This window comes from Marinobacter sp. (assembly GCF_041690455.1).
Lineage (GTDB): Bacteria > Pseudomonadota > Gammaproteobacteria > Pseudomonadales > Oleiphilaceae > Marinobacter.
The window spans coordinates 1-21,607 of sequence record NZ_JAWLHI010000054.1 but is presented as its reverse complement, the minus strand read 5'-3'; the positions used below and the strand labels follow the sequence as shown (position 1 = coordinate 21,607).

Annotated in this window: 21 protein-coding genes; all 21 read right to left on the bottom strand. The window is 57.0% G+C overall.

Annotation, left to right across the window (positions count from 1 at the left end; all coding sequences use genetic code 11):
* Positions 1-9: 9 nt before the first annotated feature.
* A complete protein-coding gene (locus ACESMW_RS13495) occupies positions 10-1,200 on the bottom strand; it encodes a Tad domain-containing protein (RefSeq protein ID WP_372987539.1) in 1,191 nt (396 codons plus the stop codon).
* A gap of 15 nt (positions 1,201-1,215) precedes the next feature.
* Entirely contained in the window at positions 1,216-1,503 is a 288-nt protein-coding gene (locus ACESMW_RS13490; RefSeq protein WP_372987538.1) for a hypothetical protein, read from the bottom strand.
* Positions 1,504-1,513: 10 nt separating this feature from the next.
* A complete protein-coding gene (locus ACESMW_RS13485) occupies positions 1,514-3,004 on the bottom strand; it encodes a type II and III secretion system protein family protein (protein ID WP_372987537.1) in 1,491 nt (496 codons plus the stop codon).
* Positions 3,005-3,075: 71 nt separating this feature from the next.
* Positions 3,076-3,885 (bottom strand): Flp pilus assembly protein CpaB, encoded by an 810-nt coding sequence (gene cpaB, locus ACESMW_RS13480; protein ID WP_372987536.1) that lies wholly within the window; start codon positions 3,883-3,885, stop codon positions 3,076-3,078.
* 5 nt (positions 3,886-3,890) lie between these two features.
* Positions 3,891-5,213, bottom strand: a complete 1,323-nt coding sequence (locus tag ACESMW_RS13475; protein ID WP_372987535.1) for an AAA family ATPase — start codon at positions 5,211-5,213, stop codon at positions 3,891-3,893.
* Between the two features lie 27 nt (positions 5,214-5,240).
* Positions 5,241-5,840: a prepilin peptidase gene (locus ACESMW_RS13470; RefSeq protein ID WP_372987534.1), complete on the bottom strand. Its 600-nt coding sequence runs from the start codon at positions 5,838-5,840 to the stop codon at positions 5,241-5,243.
* Entirely contained in the window at positions 5,837-6,025 is a 189-nt protein-coding gene (locus ACESMW_RS13465; RefSeq protein WP_372987533.1) for a Flp family type IVb pilin, read from the bottom strand. Before ACESMW_RS13465 ends, ACESMW_RS13470 begins: the two co-directional genes overlap by 4 nt.
* A 211-nt stretch (positions 6,026-6,236) precedes the next feature.
* On the bottom strand, positions 6,237-7,070 hold the full coding sequence (locus tag ACESMW_RS13460) for a helix-turn-helix domain-containing protein (RefSeq protein WP_372987532.1): 834 nt from the start codon (positions 7,068-7,070) through the stop codon (positions 6,237-6,239).
* Positions 7,071-7,362: 292 nt separating this feature from the next.
* Positions 7,363-8,358 carry a branched-chain amino acid ABC transporter permease gene (locus ACESMW_RS13455; protein WP_372987531.1) on the bottom strand — a complete coding sequence of 332 codons (996 nt, stop codon included), beginning with the start codon at positions 8,356-8,358 and terminating at the stop codon, positions 7,363-7,365.
* Between the two features lie 2 nt (positions 8,359-8,360).
* A complete protein-coding gene (locus ACESMW_RS13450) occupies positions 8,361-9,248 on the bottom strand; it encodes a branched-chain amino acid ABC transporter permease (protein ID WP_343815860.1) in 888 nt (295 codons plus the stop codon).
* 106 nt (positions 9,249-9,354) lie between these two features.
* Positions 9,355-10,566, bottom strand: a complete 1,212-nt coding sequence (locus tag ACESMW_RS13445; protein WP_372987530.1) for an ABC transporter substrate-binding protein — start codon at positions 10,564-10,566, stop codon at positions 9,355-9,357.
* A gap of 81 nt (positions 10,567-10,647) precedes the next feature.
* The gene (locus ACESMW_RS13440) at positions 10,648-11,370 is read right to left on the bottom strand and encodes an ABC transporter ATP-binding protein (protein WP_372987529.1); all 723 of its coding nucleotides are present in this window, start codon (positions 11,368-11,370) and stop codon (positions 10,648-10,650) included.
* Positions 11,367-12,173 (bottom strand): ABC transporter ATP-binding protein, encoded by an 807-nt coding sequence (locus ACESMW_RS13435; protein ID WP_372987528.1) that lies wholly within the window; start codon positions 12,171-12,173, stop codon positions 11,367-11,369. The genes ACESMW_RS13440 and ACESMW_RS13435 overlap by 4 nt, the downstream gene beginning before the upstream one ends.
* A 78-nt stretch (positions 12,174-12,251) precedes the next feature.
* Complete coding sequence (locus ACESMW_RS13430) at positions 12,252-12,677, bottom strand: PaaI family thioesterase (RefSeq protein ID WP_372987527.1); 426 nt, start codon at positions 12,675-12,677, stop codon at positions 12,252-12,254.
* Positions 12,674-14,323: an AMP-binding protein gene (locus ACESMW_RS13425; RefSeq protein ID WP_372987526.1), complete on the bottom strand. Its 1,650-nt coding sequence runs from the start codon at positions 14,321-14,323 to the stop codon at positions 12,674-12,676. The genes ACESMW_RS13430 and ACESMW_RS13425 overlap by 4 nt, the downstream gene beginning before the upstream one ends.
* A 142-nt stretch (positions 14,324-14,465) precedes the next feature.
* Positions 14,466-15,527: a proline racemase family protein gene (locus ACESMW_RS13420; RefSeq protein WP_372987525.1), complete on the bottom strand. Its 1,062-nt coding sequence runs from the start codon at positions 15,525-15,527 to the stop codon at positions 14,466-14,468.
* Complete coding sequence (locus ACESMW_RS13415; protein WP_372987524.1) at positions 15,527-16,669, bottom strand: zinc-binding dehydrogenase; 1,143 nt, start codon at positions 16,667-16,669, stop codon at positions 15,527-15,529. The genes ACESMW_RS13420 and ACESMW_RS13415 overlap by 1 nt, the downstream gene beginning before the upstream one ends.
* Before the next feature lie 101 nt (positions 16,670-16,770).
* A complete protein-coding gene (locus tag ACESMW_RS13410) occupies positions 16,771-17,874 on the bottom strand; it encodes an AI-2E family transporter (RefSeq protein ID WP_372987523.1) in 1,104 nt (367 codons plus the stop codon).
* A 144-nt stretch (positions 17,875-18,018) separates the two neighbouring features.
* Positions 18,019-18,717 carry a DUF3592 domain-containing protein gene (locus ACESMW_RS13405; protein WP_372987522.1) on the bottom strand — a complete coding sequence of 233 codons (699 nt, stop codon included), beginning with the start codon at positions 18,715-18,717 and terminating at the stop codon, positions 18,019-18,021.
* A gap of 167 nt (positions 18,718-18,884) precedes the next feature.
* On the bottom strand, positions 18,885-19,841 hold the full coding sequence (locus ACESMW_RS13400; RefSeq protein WP_372987521.1) for a formylglycine-generating enzyme family protein: 957 nt from the start codon (positions 19,839-19,841) through the stop codon (positions 18,885-18,887).
* A gap of 13 nt (positions 19,842-19,854) precedes the next feature.
* Positions 19,855-21,607: peptidoglycan-binding protein LysM (locus ACESMW_RS13395; RefSeq protein ID WP_372987520.1), on the bottom strand; the 1,753-nt coding region annotated here is incomplete at its 5' end.

Genomic DNA, 21,607 nt, shown 5'->3' with positions numbered 1-21,607 from the left:
CGGAAGCCCTCAGCTATCGAAGGTATCCGGGTCCTTATAGAGTTGGATAATGCGCGGTCCCGGCCCTGCGCCGGGATCCGGCCCCGGTACTCCGCTGCCACCGCAGTCATCCTTGAACTGGCCGTAAAAGACTGCCTGGCCAGCCTGATTCATCTTGTCGATCATGTAGAAGCAGCTGAAACCCAGCAGCTCCACGGAACTCTGGCCGTTAGCGAGACCATCGCAGTTGCCCACGGGCATGGACAGGATCCGGCGGCCTGGCAGGCCGGTGGGCGGTGCATCCGGGTTAACGTTCTCGTATTGGTTTAGATACCAGTCGAGGTCATAGTCAGGGACCGTCCCGGCGACGTAATCGTCCTCGTCATAGGGGGCGTGGTCGGTGAACCAATCCGGCGGGTAATCCTCTGCGCTCACCGGTCCGTTGTATATACCAAGCCGGGTGTTAATCCCCTGGGCGAACGGACCGACGGTATTACCGGGTTCCGTTTCGATATCCCCGTCACCGCCGGTATCCAGACAGGCGTCGAACTTGCCCGCTGCAGCTTCCCGTACATCGGCACCGCCACTGCTGCCATCAAGACGAATCAGGTAAAAGTTGCCAGGGCCGACCTCGGAACTGGTTCCGGAACCGATCTTGAGCTGTTCGACCTCACCGCGGGAGTAGCCATAGTTCTCTTCATCAGGCACGCCACAAGCCATCATCGGCACGACATTGCAAGCGGTCTTGATAGTCGGACTGGGGCCGGCGACGGCAGTACCCGCAACGGAGAGGTCATTGATACCAAGCACCGGCGCGAACCACTCGTCCACGTCATAATTGTCGACCCTCGCGCGGACATACTGTGCCGGTGTCGTGCCCGGTACAAAGGGATCCAGCGTATTTGAAAATTCAAGTACCAGCGTGAGATCGCCGCTGGCCGAGGCCTCGCCCAGGCCGGCATTGCCCGGTGCCGCCGTATTGGCGGAGAAGGTGGTATGCCCGGCCGCATCCGCCAGCGCTACATTACTCGTTTGGTCGAGGACCTTTGCCGCGCTCAGCGCCGCGGCATCCAGGGCATTCTGAAGCCGCGTCTTCTCCAGGTGAGCGTTGCTGATATCAAGCGCCAGGGCCGCCATCCCCAGGATAGCCACCAGGGAAATCGCGACCATGGGCAGGATGGCGCCTTGCTGAGAGTTCCTTGCTTTGTCGACCGCGTCCATGGTCCATCCTCCCTGTCAGCGTTGAAGCCCCATGCCAACGCCACCACTCATGTCCGGCCCAAGCCGTTCGGGCTTGCCGGTATCCTTGGTGTAGCTGTTGTACCCGGCCTCGGCCTTACGGCCATCCAGCACCGGCAACTCGGGTGGTTCCTGTCCAGGCGGCACGTACTTCTGGGCGGCAATCATCTGGCGGACAGAATTACCGAACTGGTCTTCCGAACTGGGTGATGCGCACCCTGCCAGAAGCAGCCCCGTCGCCAGCCCTGTCACTATGGTTTTGAATGTGCGGTTGTATGCATCCATGACTTACACCTCAGAGTTCGTGGCCGAATTGTCCTTTCACGCTACCTTGCTGCCCCGGTGCTGGTTCGGAGCCGGGTTTACGCCTGCCTTCCATGTAACCCAGGAGGTAGAACTCAAGATCCGAGGGCTCCACAAAGTAGTCCGTGGGCAGGCTGAACTGCTTGCGATCCACCGGTTTGGCAAAGTGCGGCGTGACCAGGATCACCAGTTCGGTCTTGCCCTTCACGTATTCCTGGCTGCGAAACAGGTTGCCCAGGATCGGCAGGTCGCCCAGACCCGGGAATTTGTCCACCCGCTCCCGCAGGTTCTCGTTGATCAGGCCGGCAACGCCAATGGTCTGCCCGTTCCCCAGCTCAACCGTCGAGGAAGCACTGCGGCTGGTCAGCGCATTGATAAAGAAGGTCGCGGCAGTGTCCGGCACATCCAGCACAATGGAGTTCTGGTTGCTGAGCTCGCTGACCTTGATGTTCAGCTTGAGACTGATCATTCCGGAATCGAGCACAGTGGGCAGGAACCCGAGACTGATGCCGAACTCCTTGAACTCGATCTTGATGCCGTCGTCCTGCCCGCTGCCCACGGGAATGGGGAATTCACCGCCGGCGTGGAAGGTGGCTTCCTGGCCGGTCAGCGTGGTGAGCGTCGGCTCGGCCAGGACCTTGGCCAGGTTGTTTTCCTGGGCGGCGTCGATCACCAGATCAAACAGGGTGTCGCCATCCATGAAGCTGGCGAACAAACCGGTACTCTCGAAAGTCAGGGGTTCCCTGAGAATCTGGGTTGCCGGCGGGCCGAAGGGAGTGAGGGTACCGGTGCCACCACCGGACAGTGAGGTTGCCGGTGCCAGCGCAGTACCGTTGTTGCCTGCACCAATGGTGAGCAGGGAGTTGGCATTCATTGCTTCGAACTTGGCACCGATGCGCTTGAGGAAATCCCGGGAGACCTCGGCCACCTGCACCTCCAGCATCACCTGCTGGGCGCCACCCACCTGCATCATGTTCAGGACCTTGCCGTCTTCCCCACCCTGGAAACTCCGGGCCAGATCCAGTGCGGCTGCCATACGGGAAGAGCTGCTCACTTCACCGCTGAGGATAACCGCCCCCTGTGAGGAGCGGACCTCGATTTCCTCGCCGGGCAATACTTGATGCAGCTTGGCCTTCAGGCCTTCCAGGTCATGAGTAACATCGATGCCGACGGCAGCGACCACCTGGTTATTGTTATCCCACAGGGTCACGTTGGTGGAGCCGAGCTGTTTACCCACCACGTACAACTGACGGGCACGCAGGATCAAAATGTCGGCAATGTCGGGATTACCGACCGAGATCTTGGCCACCGGCTGTTCGAGATAAAGAATCTGGGATTGATTCAGGGCTACTTCAACCACCTGCCGGTCCATTCCGCTTGCCAGCATCACCTGGGCCTTTACTGCGACCGGGATGGCGGACAAGAGCAGGAACAGCCCGATCAGGCATCCCTGCAGTGACAGCTTCTTCATGTTTATTGTCATGGTCACTCTCTCCCTGGGTTACTTCCTTTGCGGGTGCCAACCCCCCGGCAACCGCTGCATTAAAATCCGTCTTACATGGAGACCTTCGAGGTGCTGACATCGGTTCCACGGATGATGGTTACGCGGGAACTGGTCACGACAACCCGGCGTGGCGCGGGTTTCGGAGCCGGCTTGGCCTCGACCACGACTTCCTCCTTCACAGGTTCGGGCTCAGGAGCCGGACGCATGCTGTCATCCAGAGGATTTCGCAGTGCCAGCTGGATCATGCCCTCCTGGGTTGCCTTGACCAATTCTTCGGCGTCGTCCGAGCTCAACTCGAGCGTGACAGCACGCACAATGACGGGCTTGTCCTTTTCCGGAGAGGCAGTCTGGTCCACTGCCAGCACCTTGACGTTTTCCAGCAGCGTCCGTGACTCATAGTTGCGGTTTCCGTTTCGCTTCGCGGCGACAATATCCACCCGGTTGCCGGGCATCAGGAATCCCGCAACACCGATGACGTCATTGACCCGGACTGTGACAGCCCGTTTGTTGGGAGCAATCACCGCAGACAGGGCGCTACCACCACCAAAGGCGGCCACCTTCTCCTTCAGAATCATCTCGCCGGGATAGATTGTTGTGGTGGCGACAGATCCTTCAATCTCCTCGGCTTCCGTCAGGGCACTGGACGGAACCATGGATCTCGGCATGGTCGCCACTTTCAGGTCACTGGCTTCCACCTTCTTGCCGAAGGGAATCTGGAGGGCTGCCACGACCACAGGAACACCATCCTCCGTCGTTGGGGTCGCAAATCGGTCAAGCGCCCATCCCCTGGCCAGGTACGCGGCGCCGAGCCCCATGATCAGGGCAAAAGAGAGCATCAGAACGGTTCTTGACTTGAACATAGCGGTCACCCCACGTTTTCCAGCTGCACGAAGTAGTTTTGCCAGGCCCACCGAATGGATTCGGTAGTGAGCCGGGCCGGTAACCCGCGGTACCTGCAGTAATCACTGACCAGACCAAGCAGATCCCGGGGATGACAGGGCAACAGGACATTGCCCTGGGTCGGGTAGAGCTCTGTCATCATGTACCGGGTTGTTTCGGGATCATTCTCGATCCCCATGGTCTGGCAGACCTGTTGCCACAGCCGCAGGAACGACTCCGGCTCAAGGGTTTTGAATCCGATCTTGTGGCCAATGCGCCGCAGGAAAGCCTCATCGGCCAGGTCCAGCGGGTTCAGGTTGGTAGAGAAGATCAGCAGCATGTCGAAAGGCACAGCGAAGTGCTGCCCTGCCCGAAGGTTGAGAAAGTCCCGCTTTTCCTCCATGGGCACGATCCAGCGATTGAGCAGGTCCACATGGGATACCCGCTGCCGGCCCAGGTCATCGATCAGCAACATCCCGTTGCTAGCTTTCAGCTGGAGTGGTGCCTGGTATTGCTTGCGCTGCTCGTCGAATCTGAGGTCAAGCATGTCCAGAGTAAGTTCACCGCCGGTGGTCACTTCCGGACGGTGGCAAAGGACATACCGGGGATCGTGGCCGTTAACCAGATGTACAGGATCCTGCTCTTCCCCATGAACGGGGTGATGGAATTCGGGATCAAACAGGCTGATGACCGTATCGCCTACCAGGATGGAATAAGGGACATAAACCGGGCCGGCCAGGAGCTTGACTAGTTGACGGGTGATGTAGCTTTTGCCACTGCCAGCCGGCCCATAGATGAACATGGCACGACCGGAGTGCACCGCCGGCCCAAGTTGGGCTAGAAGGTTTTCATTAATGACCGTATCCCGGAACAGACGATGGATATCATCCTCGGTGACCACACACTTGGAGACCGATTGCCGACGCACCAGCTTTGAGTGGGCTTCCAGAGTGACTGGTGCCGGACCGCAGTATCCGTCACGGGACTGAGCTTCAAGGGCAGCGGCACGGCCACGGTCGGTCAGCGCATACCGCACGCCACCTTCCGAGAAGTCGGCGCCCTTGCTCTCAACCTTCGCTTCCTGGCGCAGGTGAGCGATAACCGGTTCCAGAATTGCTCCGGGCAGTGAAATATTCCGGGACAGTTGTTGGAGGGTCTGATTGCTGAGCTGGTTGAGATGTTTGATCAACAAATCAGAGATGAAAAAATGATCGAGGCCGGTTTCCTTGAGGCTATGGGGCCTGCCAACATCATTACCTGCACGAGGATGCGTATCCCTGTAGTCAGTAAACAAGAGTTCGGCGTCCATTGCGCACTCCCTTTCTATCAATTTTGACTAAAAGCCTAATAATGCTGCTGCTGTTCCACATGCAATTGCCAAAGCATATGGAAAGCGAAGTCCAGCAGCTTCACCTGGAGCTGGAGGGATGTATTGCGGCTGCTTAGCAACTAATAACACAAACATGGAGCCATAACGGCTGAACATAGCTGGCAAGCCGCCTTTCAAAGCTATGAAGATCAGCGCGAATAATCCACCTAGAACCACTGTCGATAGTGCCGAAATGGTGACAAGACTCGGACCTATTATCGCCCCTACTGCAGCCAGAAGTTTGACGTCACCCGCCCCCATTCGTCCAAACAGATAAAACGGAATAAAGCACAAAAGACCTGTGACAAAGCCACCCACCGAAAAGAACAACCCCGCAAACTGATCGACCCCAATGTGCCCAATAACACCCACCAATAAGGTCAACAGTACTAACCAGTTGGGAATTTTATGACAATAAAAATCCATGAAAACGGCTATCGCAAAACAGCCTGCAAGGTAAACCATCAATAGAATGGCAACATCCATGTTCAACTCCATAAATTTTCTTTTAATTGGAACAATGCGGGAGGACAGGGCAATGAGCCCCGCCCCCCATTTACGGATCAAGCTGGCGGAGTTCCACCCATAGCAGTGATCATCTCACCGATCTTGGTAACAATGGTCTCGCCGAGGGCAGTAAAAACGCCAACTACAGCAATGACAATCAGCGACCCAGCCACCGCATACTCAGACAGCTCCAAACCTTCCTCATCCCGAATAAACGCAGCTACTTTTTCCTTGAAGTTTTTCATCTCATAACTCCTGCAGTCGTTAGACATACTTCCTTGATGGCACAGCGCCATCTCCGTGCGCTGTAGTTTCAGGATAAGAAGTTATTCAGAAGTCAGTTAGGAGTATTCCGGCGAAACAATAGGAGGATTTTGCAAAAGGAGGATTTGAGGAGCCGTCAAAATACGCACAGACAATTCCGGGGGCAATCAAGGGCAATCTTGAAGCCGCCAGTCAGAGTTCCAGGGTCTTGTACAGGGAAAGCTGGGGGGAGGCAGCAGCTTCTTCGCGCTTGATAGTGCATTGATGGCGGTACTGACTGGGCGTCATGCCCATATGGCGCTGGAACATCCGGGTGAAGTGGGAGGCATCATGGAAGCCCACGGCCCAGCACACATCAATCACCGAGGCACTGTTGTTTTGCAGAAGCTCGGTCGCCTTCTCGATCCGGCGCCGGACGATATATTCCTGGAAGGTTATGCCATGGGCCCGCTTGAACGCGCGGCTGAGTTGGTAACTGTTGCTGCCGCAGAGTTCGGCAATGTCCGCCTGCATCAGTTTTTCCGACAGGTGCTGTTCAATAAAGGCGACGGCGGATTCGACGACCTTGTCCTCGCAACGGTGTTTCTTGAAGCGGGCGTCATCCGGAAGGGGCTGGGACTTGAGGATGGTGGTTCGTTCGGAACGTTCCCTGCGATTGCCAACCAGCTTTTCCAGCCTTTGCAGGGAATCGAGTACGCTGTCCGTCTGCACCGGTTTGACAAAGTAGTCCCACACCCGGCTGCGGAGGGCCCATACCGCCAGGGCCTCCGAGTGTTGCTGGGTGAACATCACCACAGGCACAGAGGTGTGTTCCTGCTTGGCCTCACTCAGCAAGGACAGGCTGGATATGTCCGGAAAATCGAACTCGAAACAGCTGATCACACGGTTATGAGAGGCATATACTGACGCGAGTTCATCCTGCGCGGAGACCCTGACCAGCGGAAAATGCCGCTCAATTACCCTGACGACCTCCGGGTCCGCCCCATACTGCGTGGCGTCCACCAGTACAACGGTAGCTCTCTCCATCCCCCCATTCCCCTTCTTCTTGATTCTTGGGTTTCCAGCTCCGTCTGGACCTGGTGGGATTAGCATGTACTTTTGTTAATAAATCGATGACGCAATACCAACTAATAGGAAAGGCAACTGTACACGTCAAGAAAGCAGGCATGTTTTATTGCAGTGTTTTGTAACCGGATTGGGGATTGGGGAGTGGCAAGTGTGAAAAGGGGGAAGAACAAGTGTGAAAATGGGGTCAGATGAAAAGCTCGCTTTTCATCTGACCCCGACGCTCGTGACCCTGACTCGGAGTCGGGGTTAGCTAGCCCAGGTTCTTTTTCATGAACTTCTGGATTTCCCCGACGATGCCGCTCCGGAACGCCAGTACGGTGATGATGAAGATGCCACCGAGGATCGGATCCACCCAGTCCCGCAGTGGGCCCTGAGAAAGCTGGTACTCTACATTCACCACGAAGGTGGCACCTACGACCGGGCCCAGCAGAGTGCCCATGCCGCCCACCAGGGTCATCAGAATGACCTCACCGGACATGTGCCAGTGGGCATCGTTGAGGGAAGCGAGCTGGAACACCACGGACTTCATGGAGCCCGCCAGTCCCGCCAGTGCGGCAGAGATCACGAAGGCGAGAGTCTTGTAGCGATCCACGTTGTAACCCAGGGATACGGCACGGGGTTCGTTCTGTTTGATGGCTTTCAATACCTGCCCGTACGGACTGTTGACGATGCGCTGCACCAGCAGGTAACAGGCGATGAAAACAGCCAGCACGAAGTAGTACATGTTCAGGTTGTCTTCGAGGTTGATGAAGCCAAACAGCTGGCCTCTCGGGATGCCATGCATGCCGTCTTCACCGCCGGTAAATTCCGACTGCACGAAGAAGAAGAACACCAGCTGCGACAGTGCCAGGGTGACCATCGCAAAGTAGATGCCCTGTCGGCGTATCGACAGCAAGGCGAAGCCCAGGCCCAGCACCGTGGCAACGGCAGTACCGGCAATGATGCCCATTTCGGTGGTCAGCCCGGAATAGTTGCTGAGCAGATAGCCGGTGGTATAGCCGCCGGTGGCCAGGAAGGCGGCGTGGCCAAAGGACAGCAACCCGGTGAAACCGAACAGCAGGTTAAAGGCGACCGCAAACAGGGCGAAGCACAGGATTTTCATCAGGAAAACCGGATACATCGCGAAGGGTGCGGCCAGCAACAGGAGCAGCAGGACCGCGTTGACCATCATCTTCTTCCGGTTTTCAGCGCTCTGCTGTTCCAGGATGGCTTTCTGAACATCGGTCTGAGTGACAGGCTGATTCATGGTTACGCCTCCTTACCAAACAAGCCACTGGGGCGGAACATCAGAACGACCACCATGACCAGGAAAATGACGGCGGATGCAGCTTGCGGATAGTAGGTTTTGGTGAGGCCTTCGATTACCCCCATCGCTATACCCGTAAGAATGGCACCACCGATCGAACCCATCCCGCCGATAACCACTACTGCGAACACCACGATAAGCAGATTGGACCCCATGACCGGCGTGACCGAGTAGATCGGGGCAGCCAGTACGCCGGCGAAGGCCGCTAGCATGACACCAAACCCGTAAGTCAGGCTGACCAGCAAAGGCACGTTGATACCAAACCCCTGCATCAGCTGGGAATCTTCGGTTCCGGCGCGCAGGTAGGAGCCCAGTTTGGTTTTCTCGATCATGAACCAGGTGCCGAAACACACCAGCAGCGCGACAACGATGACCCATGCCCGGTAATACGGCAGGAACATGAAGCCCAGGTTCATACCACCCTTGAACATATCCGGCATGGCATAGCGCAGGCCGGAAACACCGTAGATATTGGTGAGGACACCCTGGATCAGCAGGGCAACCCCGAAAGTCAGCAGAAGACTGTAGATATGATCCTGCCCCGCTATCCGGCGCAGGAGGAAATATTCGATCAGTACCCCGAACACGCCAACGGTCAGTGGCGCCAGGAACAGGGCTACCCAGTAGTTGACGCCCAGTGCATCAAACATGATCACGGTGACCATGGCACCCAGCATGTACATGGCGCCATGGGCAAAGTTGATGATCTTGAGAAGACCAAAGATCACCGCCAGGCCCAGGCTCAGCAGGGCGTAGAAGGCACCGTTAATAATCCCGATCAGCAGCTGGCCGGACAACACGGCAAACGGGACACCGAAAATCATGGACATGTTGCTAACTCCAAAAGCAGCACAGACGCTATTGCGCTTTTCGTCTTTGCAGGTTCCTGAGGGCTCTCCGCCAGGCGGCGGAGAGCCCTGTTGCTTGCGGTTTTATTTACTTGTTAACCAGCTTGCACTTGCTCTCGGAGAGCGGACGGAAGGCTTCATCGGCCGGGATGGTACGAACGATGTCGTACAGGTCCCACTCGCCGGTGGACTCTTCAGGGGATTTGACCTGTGCCAGGTACATGTCATGCACCATACGGCCATCTTCACGAACGATGCCGTTCTTGGCGAACATGTCGTTGACCGGGTTCTCCATCATCCACTTGCGCACAGTCTGGGAGTCGTCGGAACCGGTGGCCTCAACAGCCTTGAAGTACTGCATGGCACTGGAATAAATACCGGCGTGAACCATGGTCGGACGGGCACCGGTCTCTTCCATGAAGCGATCAGACCACTCGCGGGTCTCGTCGTTCATGTCCCAGTACCAGCCGGTGGTGAGCTGGAGGCCCTGCGCGACTTCGGTGCCGAGGGCGTGAACATCACTCAGGAAGACAACGAGACCGGCAATGGTCTGGCCTGCCTGGGTTACACCGAACTCACCGGCGGTGGTGATGGCGTTGGTGGTATCGGCACCGGCGTTGGCCAGGGCGATGACGTCAGCACCGGAGGCCTGGGCCTGAAGAATGTAGGATGAGAAATCGTCGGTCGGGAATGGATGACGGATACTGCCAAGAATCTCGCCACCGTTGGCTTCCACCACACGGGTTACGTCCGCTTCCATGGCATGGCCGAAGGCGTAATCTGCGGTCAGGATAAACCAGGATTTGCCTCCCTCCTGAACGATGGCCGTCGGTGTACCGATGGACAGCGCATAGGTGTCATACACGTAGTGGATGTGATTGGGCGTGCAGTGCTCATTGGTAATGCTGGAGGCCGCAGAGCCATTAACCAGGCCGAGCTTGTTGCTCTCTTCGAGGATCTTGGTGGCGGCGATGGTGACGGAAGAAGCGACAAGGCCGCTCACCATATCCACGTTATCGTTCTCGACCCACTTGCGCACGGTGCTTGAGGCTACATCCGGGCTGTTCCGGTCGTCGGCACTGACCACTTCAATTTTCGCGCCTTTGACCTTGCCACCGAAATCGGCAATCGCCATTTCCAGGGCTTTCAGACCGTTGGGGCCAGCCAGGTCACGGTAGGTACCGGACATGTCAGCCAGGTAACCAATCTTGACCGTGTTATCAGTGATTTCGGCCTGGGCGCCGCCCACCATCAGGGCTGATGCAACGGCTGATGTCAGAAGCTTTTTCATCATTGTCATTGTTGTATCTCCGCTACTGTCTTGCGTTGGTTGTTCGGGTTGTTGTTGCTTTTTTTGGTTGTTGCTCTCTTCTATCCGGTGCTACACACCCAAATAGTCGTTTAGCAGCGACTGCTTGGCATCAAGCTCGTCGGCGCGTATCTCTTCCACGATCTGGCCATGCTCGACCACGTAGTGACGGTCGGCCAGCGGCTTGGCGAAGTGGAAATTCTGCTCCACCAGGACAATCGTCAGCCCTTTATTCTTCAGGGCAGTCAACACCTCTCCCAGCTTCTCCACGATTACCGGGGCAAGACCCTCGGTAATTTCGTCCAGCAGCAGCATATTGGCGCCGGTACGCAGAATGCGCGCCATGGCCAGCATCTGCTGCTCACCGCCGGAGAGCTTGGTGCCCTGGCTGAAACGGCGTTCGTAGAGGTTCGGGAACATGGTGTAGATTTCTTCCAGGCTCATTCCACCACTGCGCACCACTGGGGGCAGGGTCAGGTTTTCCTGGACGTTGAGTGACGAAAAAATGCCCCGATGTTCGGGGCAATACCCGACACCCAACCTGGCAATGTGATGGGGAGCGCAGGACATGGTCTCTTCCCCGTTGATCATGATCGAGCCGGTGCGCCGGCCCACCATATTCATGATCGCTTTCAGGGTGGTACTGCGGCCGGCGCCATTGCGCCCCAGCAGGGTCACCAGCTCACCCCGGTTAACCACCATGTCGATGCCATGCAGGATATGGGACTCGCCGTAGAAGGCGTGCAGTCCGGAAACCCGCAGCTGTTCGTATTCCTTGTCCGGTCCGTGACTCATTGGGCGGCCTCCGCACTGGCAGGATTGGTCTCGGTCGCGCCCCGCTCGCCACTGCCGTCGGTTCCCATGTAAACCTCGCGCACACGGGGATCAGAAGACACGGTTTCGTAGTCGCCTTCGGTCAGCACGGCACCCTGGGCCAGCACGGTGATGCGGTCACACAGTTTGCTGACCACGCTCAGGTTATGCTCCACCATCAGCACAGTCCGGCCCTTTGCGGCACTGCGCACCAGCTCGACCACGCGGTCCACATCCTCGCTGCCCATGCCCTGGGTCGGTTCATCGAGCAGCAGGATTTCCGGCTCCATCGCCAGCGTGGTCGCCAGCTCCAGCGCCCGCTTCCGGCCGTAGGCCAGTTCAACGGTGGTGGTATTGGCAAAACTGGTCAGCCCCACTGCGTCCAGCAACTCCATGGCGCGTTCGTTGAGCCTGTTCAGGCGGGCTCCGGACTGCCAGAAGCTAAAGGAATTGCCCTCAAACGTCTGCAATGCAACGCGGATATTTTCCAGCGCGGTCATGTGCGGAAATACTGCCGATATCTGGAAGGAGCGAACCACCCCCTTGCGGGCGATGGCGGCGGACTTCAGGGAGGTGATGTCCTCTCCTTTATAGAGGATGTGCCCCCTGGTCGGGATCAGGAACTTGGTCAGGAGATTGAAAACCGTGGTCTTGCCGGCACCGTTGGGGCCGATCAGCGCATGGATGTCGCCTTTCCGGATCTTGAGGTTGACGTCGTCTACGGCGACGAACCCCTTGAATTCCTTGACCAGGTTACGGGTCTCGAGAACGTACTGTTCACTCATGAGCCACTATACCCTTTGTTATTGTTGTACTTCTGAATTACCTACAGAGTAGATTGACGTATACGTAAACGTCAATACCTAATTCCTGTATTTTTCCGGGGGAATCGAATACGTCATGGCGGAGTGCGCCACCGGCTCTTCCACCCCCTCGGAATAGACAAACACTTCCCCGACCCCCATGGTACGCCCCACCTTCAGGAGGTTCGCGCGGGCCCATATCGCGGCATGGGCCGCCGGCTTTCTGAGGAAGTTGATGTTCAGGTTGGTGGTCACCGCGAGGGGCACCAACCCGATCTTGCTCAACAGGGCGGCGTACATGGTTACGTCCGCCAACCCCATCATCGCCGGCCCGGAGACAGTACCCCCGGGCCGCAGGTGCTCCTCGTCCACCTCCAGCCGCATCTCGGCCCAGCCGTCCCCGAGTTTCTGCAGGGTGCCGAATGCCTCACCCTGCGGAAACTGCTCCTCGAGGAACGCCTGGAGCTCTTCGAACGTGATGATCATGCGTCGACTTCGTCCTTGGCACGGCTACGGAGCACGAATCGCTGAATCTTGCCGCTCGGGGTCTTGGGCAGCTCATCCACAAACTCGATCTCCCGGGGGAAGGCGTGGGTGGACAGACGACGCCGAACCAGCTCCTGGAGCTCGTCTTTCAGGGCCTGTTCATCCGCCGGCTCCTGGCCACTCTTGATGACCACGTAAGCCTTGATAATAGCACCTCGCTTCTCATCCGGCTTCGCCACGACACCTGATTCGGCAACGGCGGCATGCTCAAGCAGGGTGCTCTCCACATCGGCGGGGCCAACCCGGTAACCGGCGGTGGTGATGATGTCGTCGTCACGACCGCTGAAGGAGAAGCTGCCATCGCCGTGGCAGATCACCATGTCACCGGTGAGGTAGTAGCCCTTCACGAATGGATCTTTCTCACCCCAGGTGTAGCCGTCAAAGTGGAACAGCGGAGACGCCTTCACATCCACCGCCAGCTGACCGATCTCGCCCTCCCCCACTTCTTCGTTCTTCTCGTTCAGGGCAACCACCTTGTGGCCCGGTGAGGAGTAACCCATGGAGCCTTCACGCACCGGATGCTCGAGACCATGGAAGTTGCAACAGGTCATGCCGGTTTCGGTCTGGCCGTAATGGTCCTTCACCGGACAGAAATGACGATTCCTGATCCAGTTGACCACTTCCGGGTTCAGAGGTTCACCGGCACTACTGCAGACCCGCAGGCCCAGATTCTCACCTTCCGGCAGTACCTGGTCGTTGGCCTTGAGCAGACGATAGGCCGTGGGGGCCGCCGCCAGGTTGGTGATCTTGTACTTGCGGATCATGTCGTAGGTGGATTCCGGGGTGAATGCACCGGGGTTGAAGTGGGTAGCGTGGCCCATCATCAGCGGGCCGACCACCGCGTAGTAAAGACCGTAAGCCCAGCCAGGATCCGCCACGTTCCAGAATACATCGTCCTCGCGCAGGTCGATGGCGTACTTCATGTAAACGTAAAACGCCAGCAGCGCCTTCGCCGGTACCGCAACGCCCTTGGCCTTGCCAACGGTGCCGGAGGTGAACATCTGCAGGAACGGATCCGAGCCCTTGATCATCACCGGCTCGAACTGGTCAGACTGCTGTGCCAGGGTTTCCTCGAAATCCTGGACATCGGCGCCGGTCTCGCTGGCATTGACGCACAGCACCGGGGCGCAGTCCTTCACTTCGGTAAGCTTCGGGTAGTTGGCAGGGTCTGTCACAACAAGCTTGGTACCGGCACGCTCAAGGCGGTATTCGATGGCGCCTGAGCCAAACGCGGTAAACAGTGGCTGGTAGACCGCGCCAGCCCGGAGGGCGCCGGCGATCACAATCAGAAGTTCCGGGCCTCGGGGCAGCAGGCCGGCAACCCGGTCGCCCTTGCCGATTCCCCGGGATTTCAGATAGTTGGCAAAGCGGGCGGAGGCGGCCTTGAGCTCAGCAAACGTCAGAGTGCCATCACCACCATCTACTGTTTCGTAGAACAGGGCTACCTTCTGGGGGTCGGTGGCCCACTTGTCACAGATCTCGTGGCATACGTTCAAGCCGCTATCAAGACGTCCGTCCAGGATGTCCGCTTCCAGAGCGGCTGCATCAAAGTTGTTGTACACATCGGTGTATTTCGGAAGGCTCATCGTGAACTCCTGTTGTTTTTATCTTTGAATGCACAGGTCCAAGGTTTAGCACAGGCTTCACTTTACGTAAAGGTAAACCTTAGACTAATAACCGGCCCGTTTGCGGTCGTTTTATCACGTCATCCGCAAACGGGCCGGCAGATCAGGACTTTGGCGTAATATCACCTTTGTGGCGGGAGGAGAGGATGTGATGGAGGCCGTCACAGTCCACCATCGGGTCATCGCAGTTCACCACGATATCGGAGCGGGCGATCACATAGCCCTTGCCGGTAATGCTGTTCTTCACTACCTGGTACTCGCCCTCGGTTTCCACCGAGGTGAACTCGCCGATAAAACCGGTTTCTCTCAGGGAGACAGTCTCCAGCTTGTCGCCCGGCCGGATCCTGCCTTCGTAATTCATCAGAGCCAGGCGCGCCGAGGTGCCGGTCCCTGTGGTGCTACGGCAGATGACCCCCGGATGCACGTAGGTGGCCGAGCGTGAGCGGTAATAGCCTTCCGCCACGTGCTCCTCCGGCCCCATGAAGTGCAGGAACGGCAGCGGACCGACATCTCCCAGGGTGTAATGGGAGAAACCCCGCTCCGCCTGGATTGCCTCGACGATGGCATGGGCGGTCTCCGCCAGCTTCCGCTCTTCGTCCAGGGTCAGATCGAAGCCCAGTTCTTTCGCATCCACCAACGCATAGAAGCCACCACTGTAGGCGACACTGTAGGTCACCTTGCCCAGCGAAGGCACTTCGATACTGGCCTTGTAGGTGTGAATATAGCTGGGCAGCCCCTCGCAGGTGATCGCCTCGACCACGCCGTCATGCACGGTGGCCTCGATCTGGACCAGACCGGCCGGCGATTCCAGCATGAAGTTCTGCTTGCCCTCCTGTTTGGGCACGATACCGGCCTCAAGCACAGCGGTGGCGGTGCAGATGGTGTTGGAACCGGAATAGATCGGGTAACCCATCACTTCCATGATGATGTAACCGGCTGCCGCACGCGGGTCCGTGGCCGGCACCAGCAGGTCCACCGACATCTCCGGAATGCCATAGGGCTCTTCAAGCAACAGTTTCCGGAGGCCGTCGGCGTCATCCCGCAGGTACTCCATCTGGGCACGCACGGTATTTCCGGGCAACAGGTCTATGCCGCCCGTCACAATCCGACTGACATCGCCACCGGCATGGGTATCCATCAACTGAATGGTTAGCTCCGGCTTCATCAGGCGCTCTCCAGGGCATGGGGTTTGCCGTGTTCTTCCCATTGTGCGTCGGGAACGATCACGATCTTGCCGAGATAATTGCTGCCCCGGTTAACAAAGTATTCCTCGGCCCGATGCAGATCCGAGAGTCTGAAGGCGCCGTGCAGAACCGGCTTGAGCTGGCCGCCCCGGATCCAGGCCATCAGCTGTTCCGCCTCTTCACGGGTGCCGTGGGAGACACCGAAAATCTGCACCTGGTAGAGATAGATGCGCGTCCAGAGTATTTCACTGATGTTGCCGCCGCTGGCGCCGGCAATGCTCAGGCGTGGGTAGGTGGCGCGGGCATTCATGTCGAAGATCATGGTATCGATGAAGCGGTCGGTCATCTCGCCGCCCACCAGGTCCATGACTGCATCTATGGGCTTGCCTCCGGTCTGCTCTTTCACCCGATCCTCGAAGCTGTCCATGTCCGAGCGATCCAGCACGGCTTCGGCACCCAGGGCCATCAGCGCATCCGCCTTGTCATTCTTGCTGAGCGCGTAGGGGATAGCTCCCATGATGCGGCATAACTGGATCAGCGCGGTACCAACACCGCCACTGGCGCCGGTAACCAGAATCCTCTCCCCCGCCCTGACATTGGCCGAGGTGAGCATGTGCATGGCGGTCTGGTAGGAACACATGCCCATGGCCGCCAGCTCCGCGTCGGACAACTCGGGGTTCGGGATGTGATGAAACTGGTCGGAGGGCAACGCAACGTACTCGGCAAACCCGCCGTCCGCGCCGTGGCCGTAGTAGTCCGGCGTGAGGTTGATGTCCCTTCTGCCATCGGCGTAGATATTAAAATCCAGCAGCCCGCGCTCGCCGACGCGGCTCTCCTCGACGCCCTCACCGACAGCAACCACCCGACCGGCAATGTCGGCGCCCTGGATGCGGGGGAAGGTCAGGGTAGGCTTGCCTCCCATCTTGAACGACGTCATCTCGCCCTTCCTGGTGGGATAAAGCCCTTCCCTCGCCTTGCGATCGGTGTTGTTCTTGGCGGTTGCGGTTACCTGAACCAGGACCTGGCCCGGGCCGGGCTGAGGGGTGGGAACGTCCTGATATTCGAGCTTGTCGATATCACCGTGTCCGGTAAGAACCATGGCTTTCATGGTGTTCGGGATCATGGACGGGGAATCCTCCCTAGTCTGCTGAATTTGAGTTATCCAGTCAGGATAGGTGAGATTCCCGGACGTGTCAGGGCGTGTTGCGGGTATCCGTTATCCGGTTAGCGAGCGATCACCCGGTATACCGGACGCAGCTTGGGAATCTGCTTTAGCACAACCTGGATGACCGTCATCAGCGGCACCGCCAGCAGTACTCCCACGGGCCCCCAGAGCCAGCCCCAGAAAAAGATGGATACGAAAATGATGACCGGATTGATGGCCATGCGGAAGCCATGAATCCAGGGCTCGATAAACGCCCCCACCAGGGTGGTCAGCGCCAGGAAACCCAGCGGGGCAATGGCCATCATCCAGAGTTCCTCCAGGCTGATCACCGAAATCACGGAGAGCATCGAAACGGAAATCACCACACCCAGATACGGAATGAACCGGGCCAGTCCCGCTACCAGTCCCCACACAGCCGGATCCGGCAGGCCCACGGCCCAGCAGATCAATCCGGTTGCCGTGCCGACAAAAATGTTGCTCAGACCCAGCACGCCGAGATACTGGGCGATCAGGTGCTGGGAATCATGGGTTATTCGCAGCACCGTCTTGCGCTGACCTATGGGCATCTGACGCACAAAGTTGCGGATCAGACGGTCCCCGCTCACCAGGAGAAAGTAGGTAAGCGCCAGAGCCAGGGCCAGTCCGACAATGCCGTTCTGGACCTTGTTCATAAGCTGGCTGCGCCAGGAATCGGTCTGGAGAACCACGGCCGTAGGCTGCCGCTGCTCACCATCGGATAGCTGCTCGACGGACTTCTCCACTTGCTCGGCCGACTCAGTGACCCTGGCAATCTGACGACTGAGCTCACTTTCGCCCACCAACACCCGGGAAACCGCCCCCGGCACTTCCTCGACCCATTTCAGGGCCGGTGTGGCTACGGCCAGCGTGATCCCCACAATCCCGGCCAACACCAGCAACACAAACACCATGGAACTGACCATCCGGGGAATGCGCCACTTCACGTAGGCCTTTTTCACCAGTGGCGACAGCAGCAAGCTGGTCATGATCGCAAGAACGATGGGCAGGATAATCTGATGGGCGACATACAGGGTGTAGAGAATGCCCAGACCGAACAGACCATAGATCGGGGTAGCGAGATCCGAGGAAATCAGCGCGCTCTTGCTCTGACTTGCCGGTTCGTTATTGTTGGATTGGCCGTCCATGATGAACCTCGCACACCGTATTAATAACCCTGCCCGGAGAAACCCAAGCCAGCACTCAAAACGGGCAGTCTACCCTTTACGGTGCCTGGCCGCACCCGGGAGAGGGTTACTAGAGGTTCACCTGAATCGTGGTTCAAAGCCCGATCAGCGCGCCATTCTCGGCAAAAAAGTCGTATCTACCCAGTAGCGCCTCGGGTTGGTCGGATTGATGTAAACAGGAAGCGACTCATGCTGGATATACTCAGACGGGTCAAACCAGAGGTTGTCACTCCTGAATACATGAATATCTGACGTGACCGGATTCTGCCACTGGCACACGATCTGATACGGGCTTTTGCCGTTAATGACTATCATATTATTGTTTTCGACACCCTGATAACTGCCCTGAACCAGCTGCCCGGTTTTGCGAAGCTTGGCCGCGCCACCATCTCTGACAGCCGGCACAACAAACATACCCGCTCCGACCAGGAAGAAAACGCCACCCAGACAGCCTACGATCAGGGTTGCCCCCCAAAGCGAAAAGAATCCGTCAATCCTTGCGGAGTCTGCCTCCCCTAGCGTAAACAACACACGAACTGTATCACCGCGACTGTAACTCGGCGGATTACTGCCGCTGGACGAGAGGAACTCTGTGAGCCTGCCCTGCCCATCTTCAAAACGCACGAGAGGATAATAGGCATATGAATCACCGGACCGCGACCGAACCAGATCGGTTACAACACCCGGCTTGGCTGTAGCGGTTTCAAGAAAAGCTGAAGTGCTCTGGAAAAAGAAAAAAGCGCCGACAAGCATGCCGACACCCAAGAGCACAAAGATCACCCGCAGCGTGTTGAAGGTTTTCATATTCATTCCTTTGAAAGTTTGTTGGTTCCCTGTCCGATAACACCCTGTTTTCAGGCGTAAAAATTATACCCAAATCCGCAGAGTCTGGAAGCCAGAAAATGAGACCTCGCTCCGCTTATGAGTACAAACTGCCTCTTTAACAGTTCTTTTTCTTGGCTTCTATTTCCTCAGTTGACTGGCTCGGGATGATTGACGACGCAGCGGAAGCCGTTGCCACCAACTGAAACAGGCACACCGGATCGGGCGAACACAGTTGCATTTCCACCAACGTGATCTCCGTGACCAGACCAATCCCTCACAGTTTTCTCTGGTCTATCGGGATCAATGGGTGCCGATGGACCTTTTGGATTATTGCGTGGCGCGTGTTGGTAATAGTCTTCTTGAAACCAGTCCTGAGTCCATTCAGCAACATTTCCTGACATGTCATGTAGGCCTATCGGGTTGGGTGGGTAGCTACCAACAGGTCTTCGCTCCATAACCAGAGAAGAGTGGCTTAGTAAGTTGCCAGAGGGAGGAATACTTGGGTCGATATACTCCTTCGGCCTCTGCAAGTACGTGTCATTGTCTTCTTCTCCAGTATTTGTGGCATACGGAACATTTCTGCCCCGGCTTCGGGCAGCGTATTCCCACTGAGCTTCGGTTGGCAGTGCAAAGGGCAAGTCGGTTTGGTCGGCTAGCCAAGCACAGTAGCCTTCAGCCTCGCGGTAGTTCGGCACTCTGGCGGGTTTGTCACGAAAATAGGGCGATAGGGGATCATCAGAAGGAGTGATCACGTACCGGTTCTTGAAGGAAGAATTTTCGTAAAGAGATAGTCGCGCAGTTGCTTTGTAGTAGGTCTCCATTTCTGCCCAAGTGGTTTCGTATCGGGAAATGGAGTAACTATCGACTCGTACATCTACGGATGGCCGGGCGTAATCAGTCAAAGTTATGTAAGGAGAACCGTCTGGACGGCCTACATCTCCCAACTCGAAATCACCGCCTTCCACAAACACCTGATTAGAAACTGCATTTTGAACAATGGCTGATTGGCTTTTTTCTTCGCCATTAGTCACCCCCCCACAGGCCACTAAGGCGGTCGAAAAAATCGCAATTCCTCCGACTTTAAACCGGCCCACGTCCAACATATACGAATATCCCTTAACCAATACTACAAATGCGACAAACACCAAAAGGATCCAGTTTAACGGGCCTTCCGGCCATGGCGGTTTGCTCATGTAAACCGCGCATAAAGAGACGCTGATCTGACTTGTTCTTGCCTATAAACTCGAACAATCTCTCAAGATTTCCTTCAAACTCTGACTGTCTAGCAACGCCCTCTGGATTCATTCTGACAATTGTCTCTTCAAAGTCTCGCCACCCTTGGAAAGAAGCCAAAATTTGGTTAACTGCCTGAATTTTGATGTCATCGTCGCTCCATAGCTCAGGCGTGACCCACCAATCGAAGAGAATATTGTCCAGCACGGTACCTTTGACCTCAGGCGGGGAATGCAAGAAAACGGAATCTTGCTTCAATTGCAGATCAATGAGTACATTTTGTGCGATCTCAGCGCCTTGCTTTTCTCGGTGACGATTTACAAAAACTGCTTCCACATATGCCGCCACCTCATCAGCAATAGAGCCAGCAAACTCGTTCGCCACTTCAAGTGCTGATAAGCCCTTTCCCAAAGCATACAGTCCCATTCGCTGATACCAATCGAAAGCGTACGTACGTTGATCAAACAGTTCTAAATATCGGAAATCTACGTCCATCAAAGCGTTATATACGAAGTGCAGCATTCGAAGAATTTTCTGAGTGTCAATCTCCAGCACAAAGCTTCCTGATGCACCTGCACCGAAAACGAGCCCTGCATGAACATTCAAGTAGAATTTCCCTGTTGCGCGGCTAAATTCCAGTCGAACATCAAGTTCAGCATCTGCCCCCAGCGCCCCCTCAACTTTCTTTCCAATAGTGCAGAGCTTGTCCCACTCTCTTTGCTCCGTCAGCACATCCTTCCAGCGCAGCTCACCGGCCACCTCACATCCGCCACGGATGCCTGCGAATACACCCGCTTCCATACCCGCATTTTGCCCGTTTTTTCGCGCTGCAATGCCCTTCAGCGTCGGAAGGCCATCGGTGGTGGACACATGGACGTTGCCAGCAATCAGCGCCGAAGCACCGGCGAAGCCGGAAAGCGAGGCGTTGATCGCCGCCTGGAAATGGCCCAATGAAGCGATTCTTCGCTCCCCGTCCCAGCCTCCAACCCGGTAAGGAATCCGGATCTCAGACCGGTTATTCACCGGGAACGCCTGCTCAATGCCAACTTTGCCCTGGGCCAGCGCATACTGTCCTTCCGCTTTCGCCTGGAAATGCACTTTTCCTTTGCGAGGATCGAATTCACCTGAGGCCGTCGCGCCAGCGGCGAAGCGCATGAACTGTGCCTCGGCAGAGGCGTCGAACCCGGTTGCATCCACAGCTTCCTGTCGGGCCTGGGCATCGCCCCAGATGGACCAGGACGCCTCGTCGTAGAACCTGTTCAGCGTTGTCATGAGCGCGCCATTCTGATCCGGTTCCCACAAGGTCGCGTTGAACTTGATGTTGAGTTCGCTCCGAATGGCATCCCGCAGCTTTGCCGGGTCAACACCGTTCTCGGTCAACCAACCCTGGCTACGCGCCCGATCTCTGGCCGCGATAGAGTACCTGCGCGGGTGATTCGCGATCTTGTCAGAGCGCACGAAGGTGACGTGTTTGTTTCCAGCCAACCGCTTTATCTCGGTAATGGGCGGGATGGTTTGCATGTCGTTGGTCAACACCGAACGTGCTTCCAGTTCGTTGACCAGGCGTTCCTTTTCCTGCTGTACTTCCGACAACAGCTCCCCTTCGCCATCCCTTGGGCCAAGGTCAGAATCCATC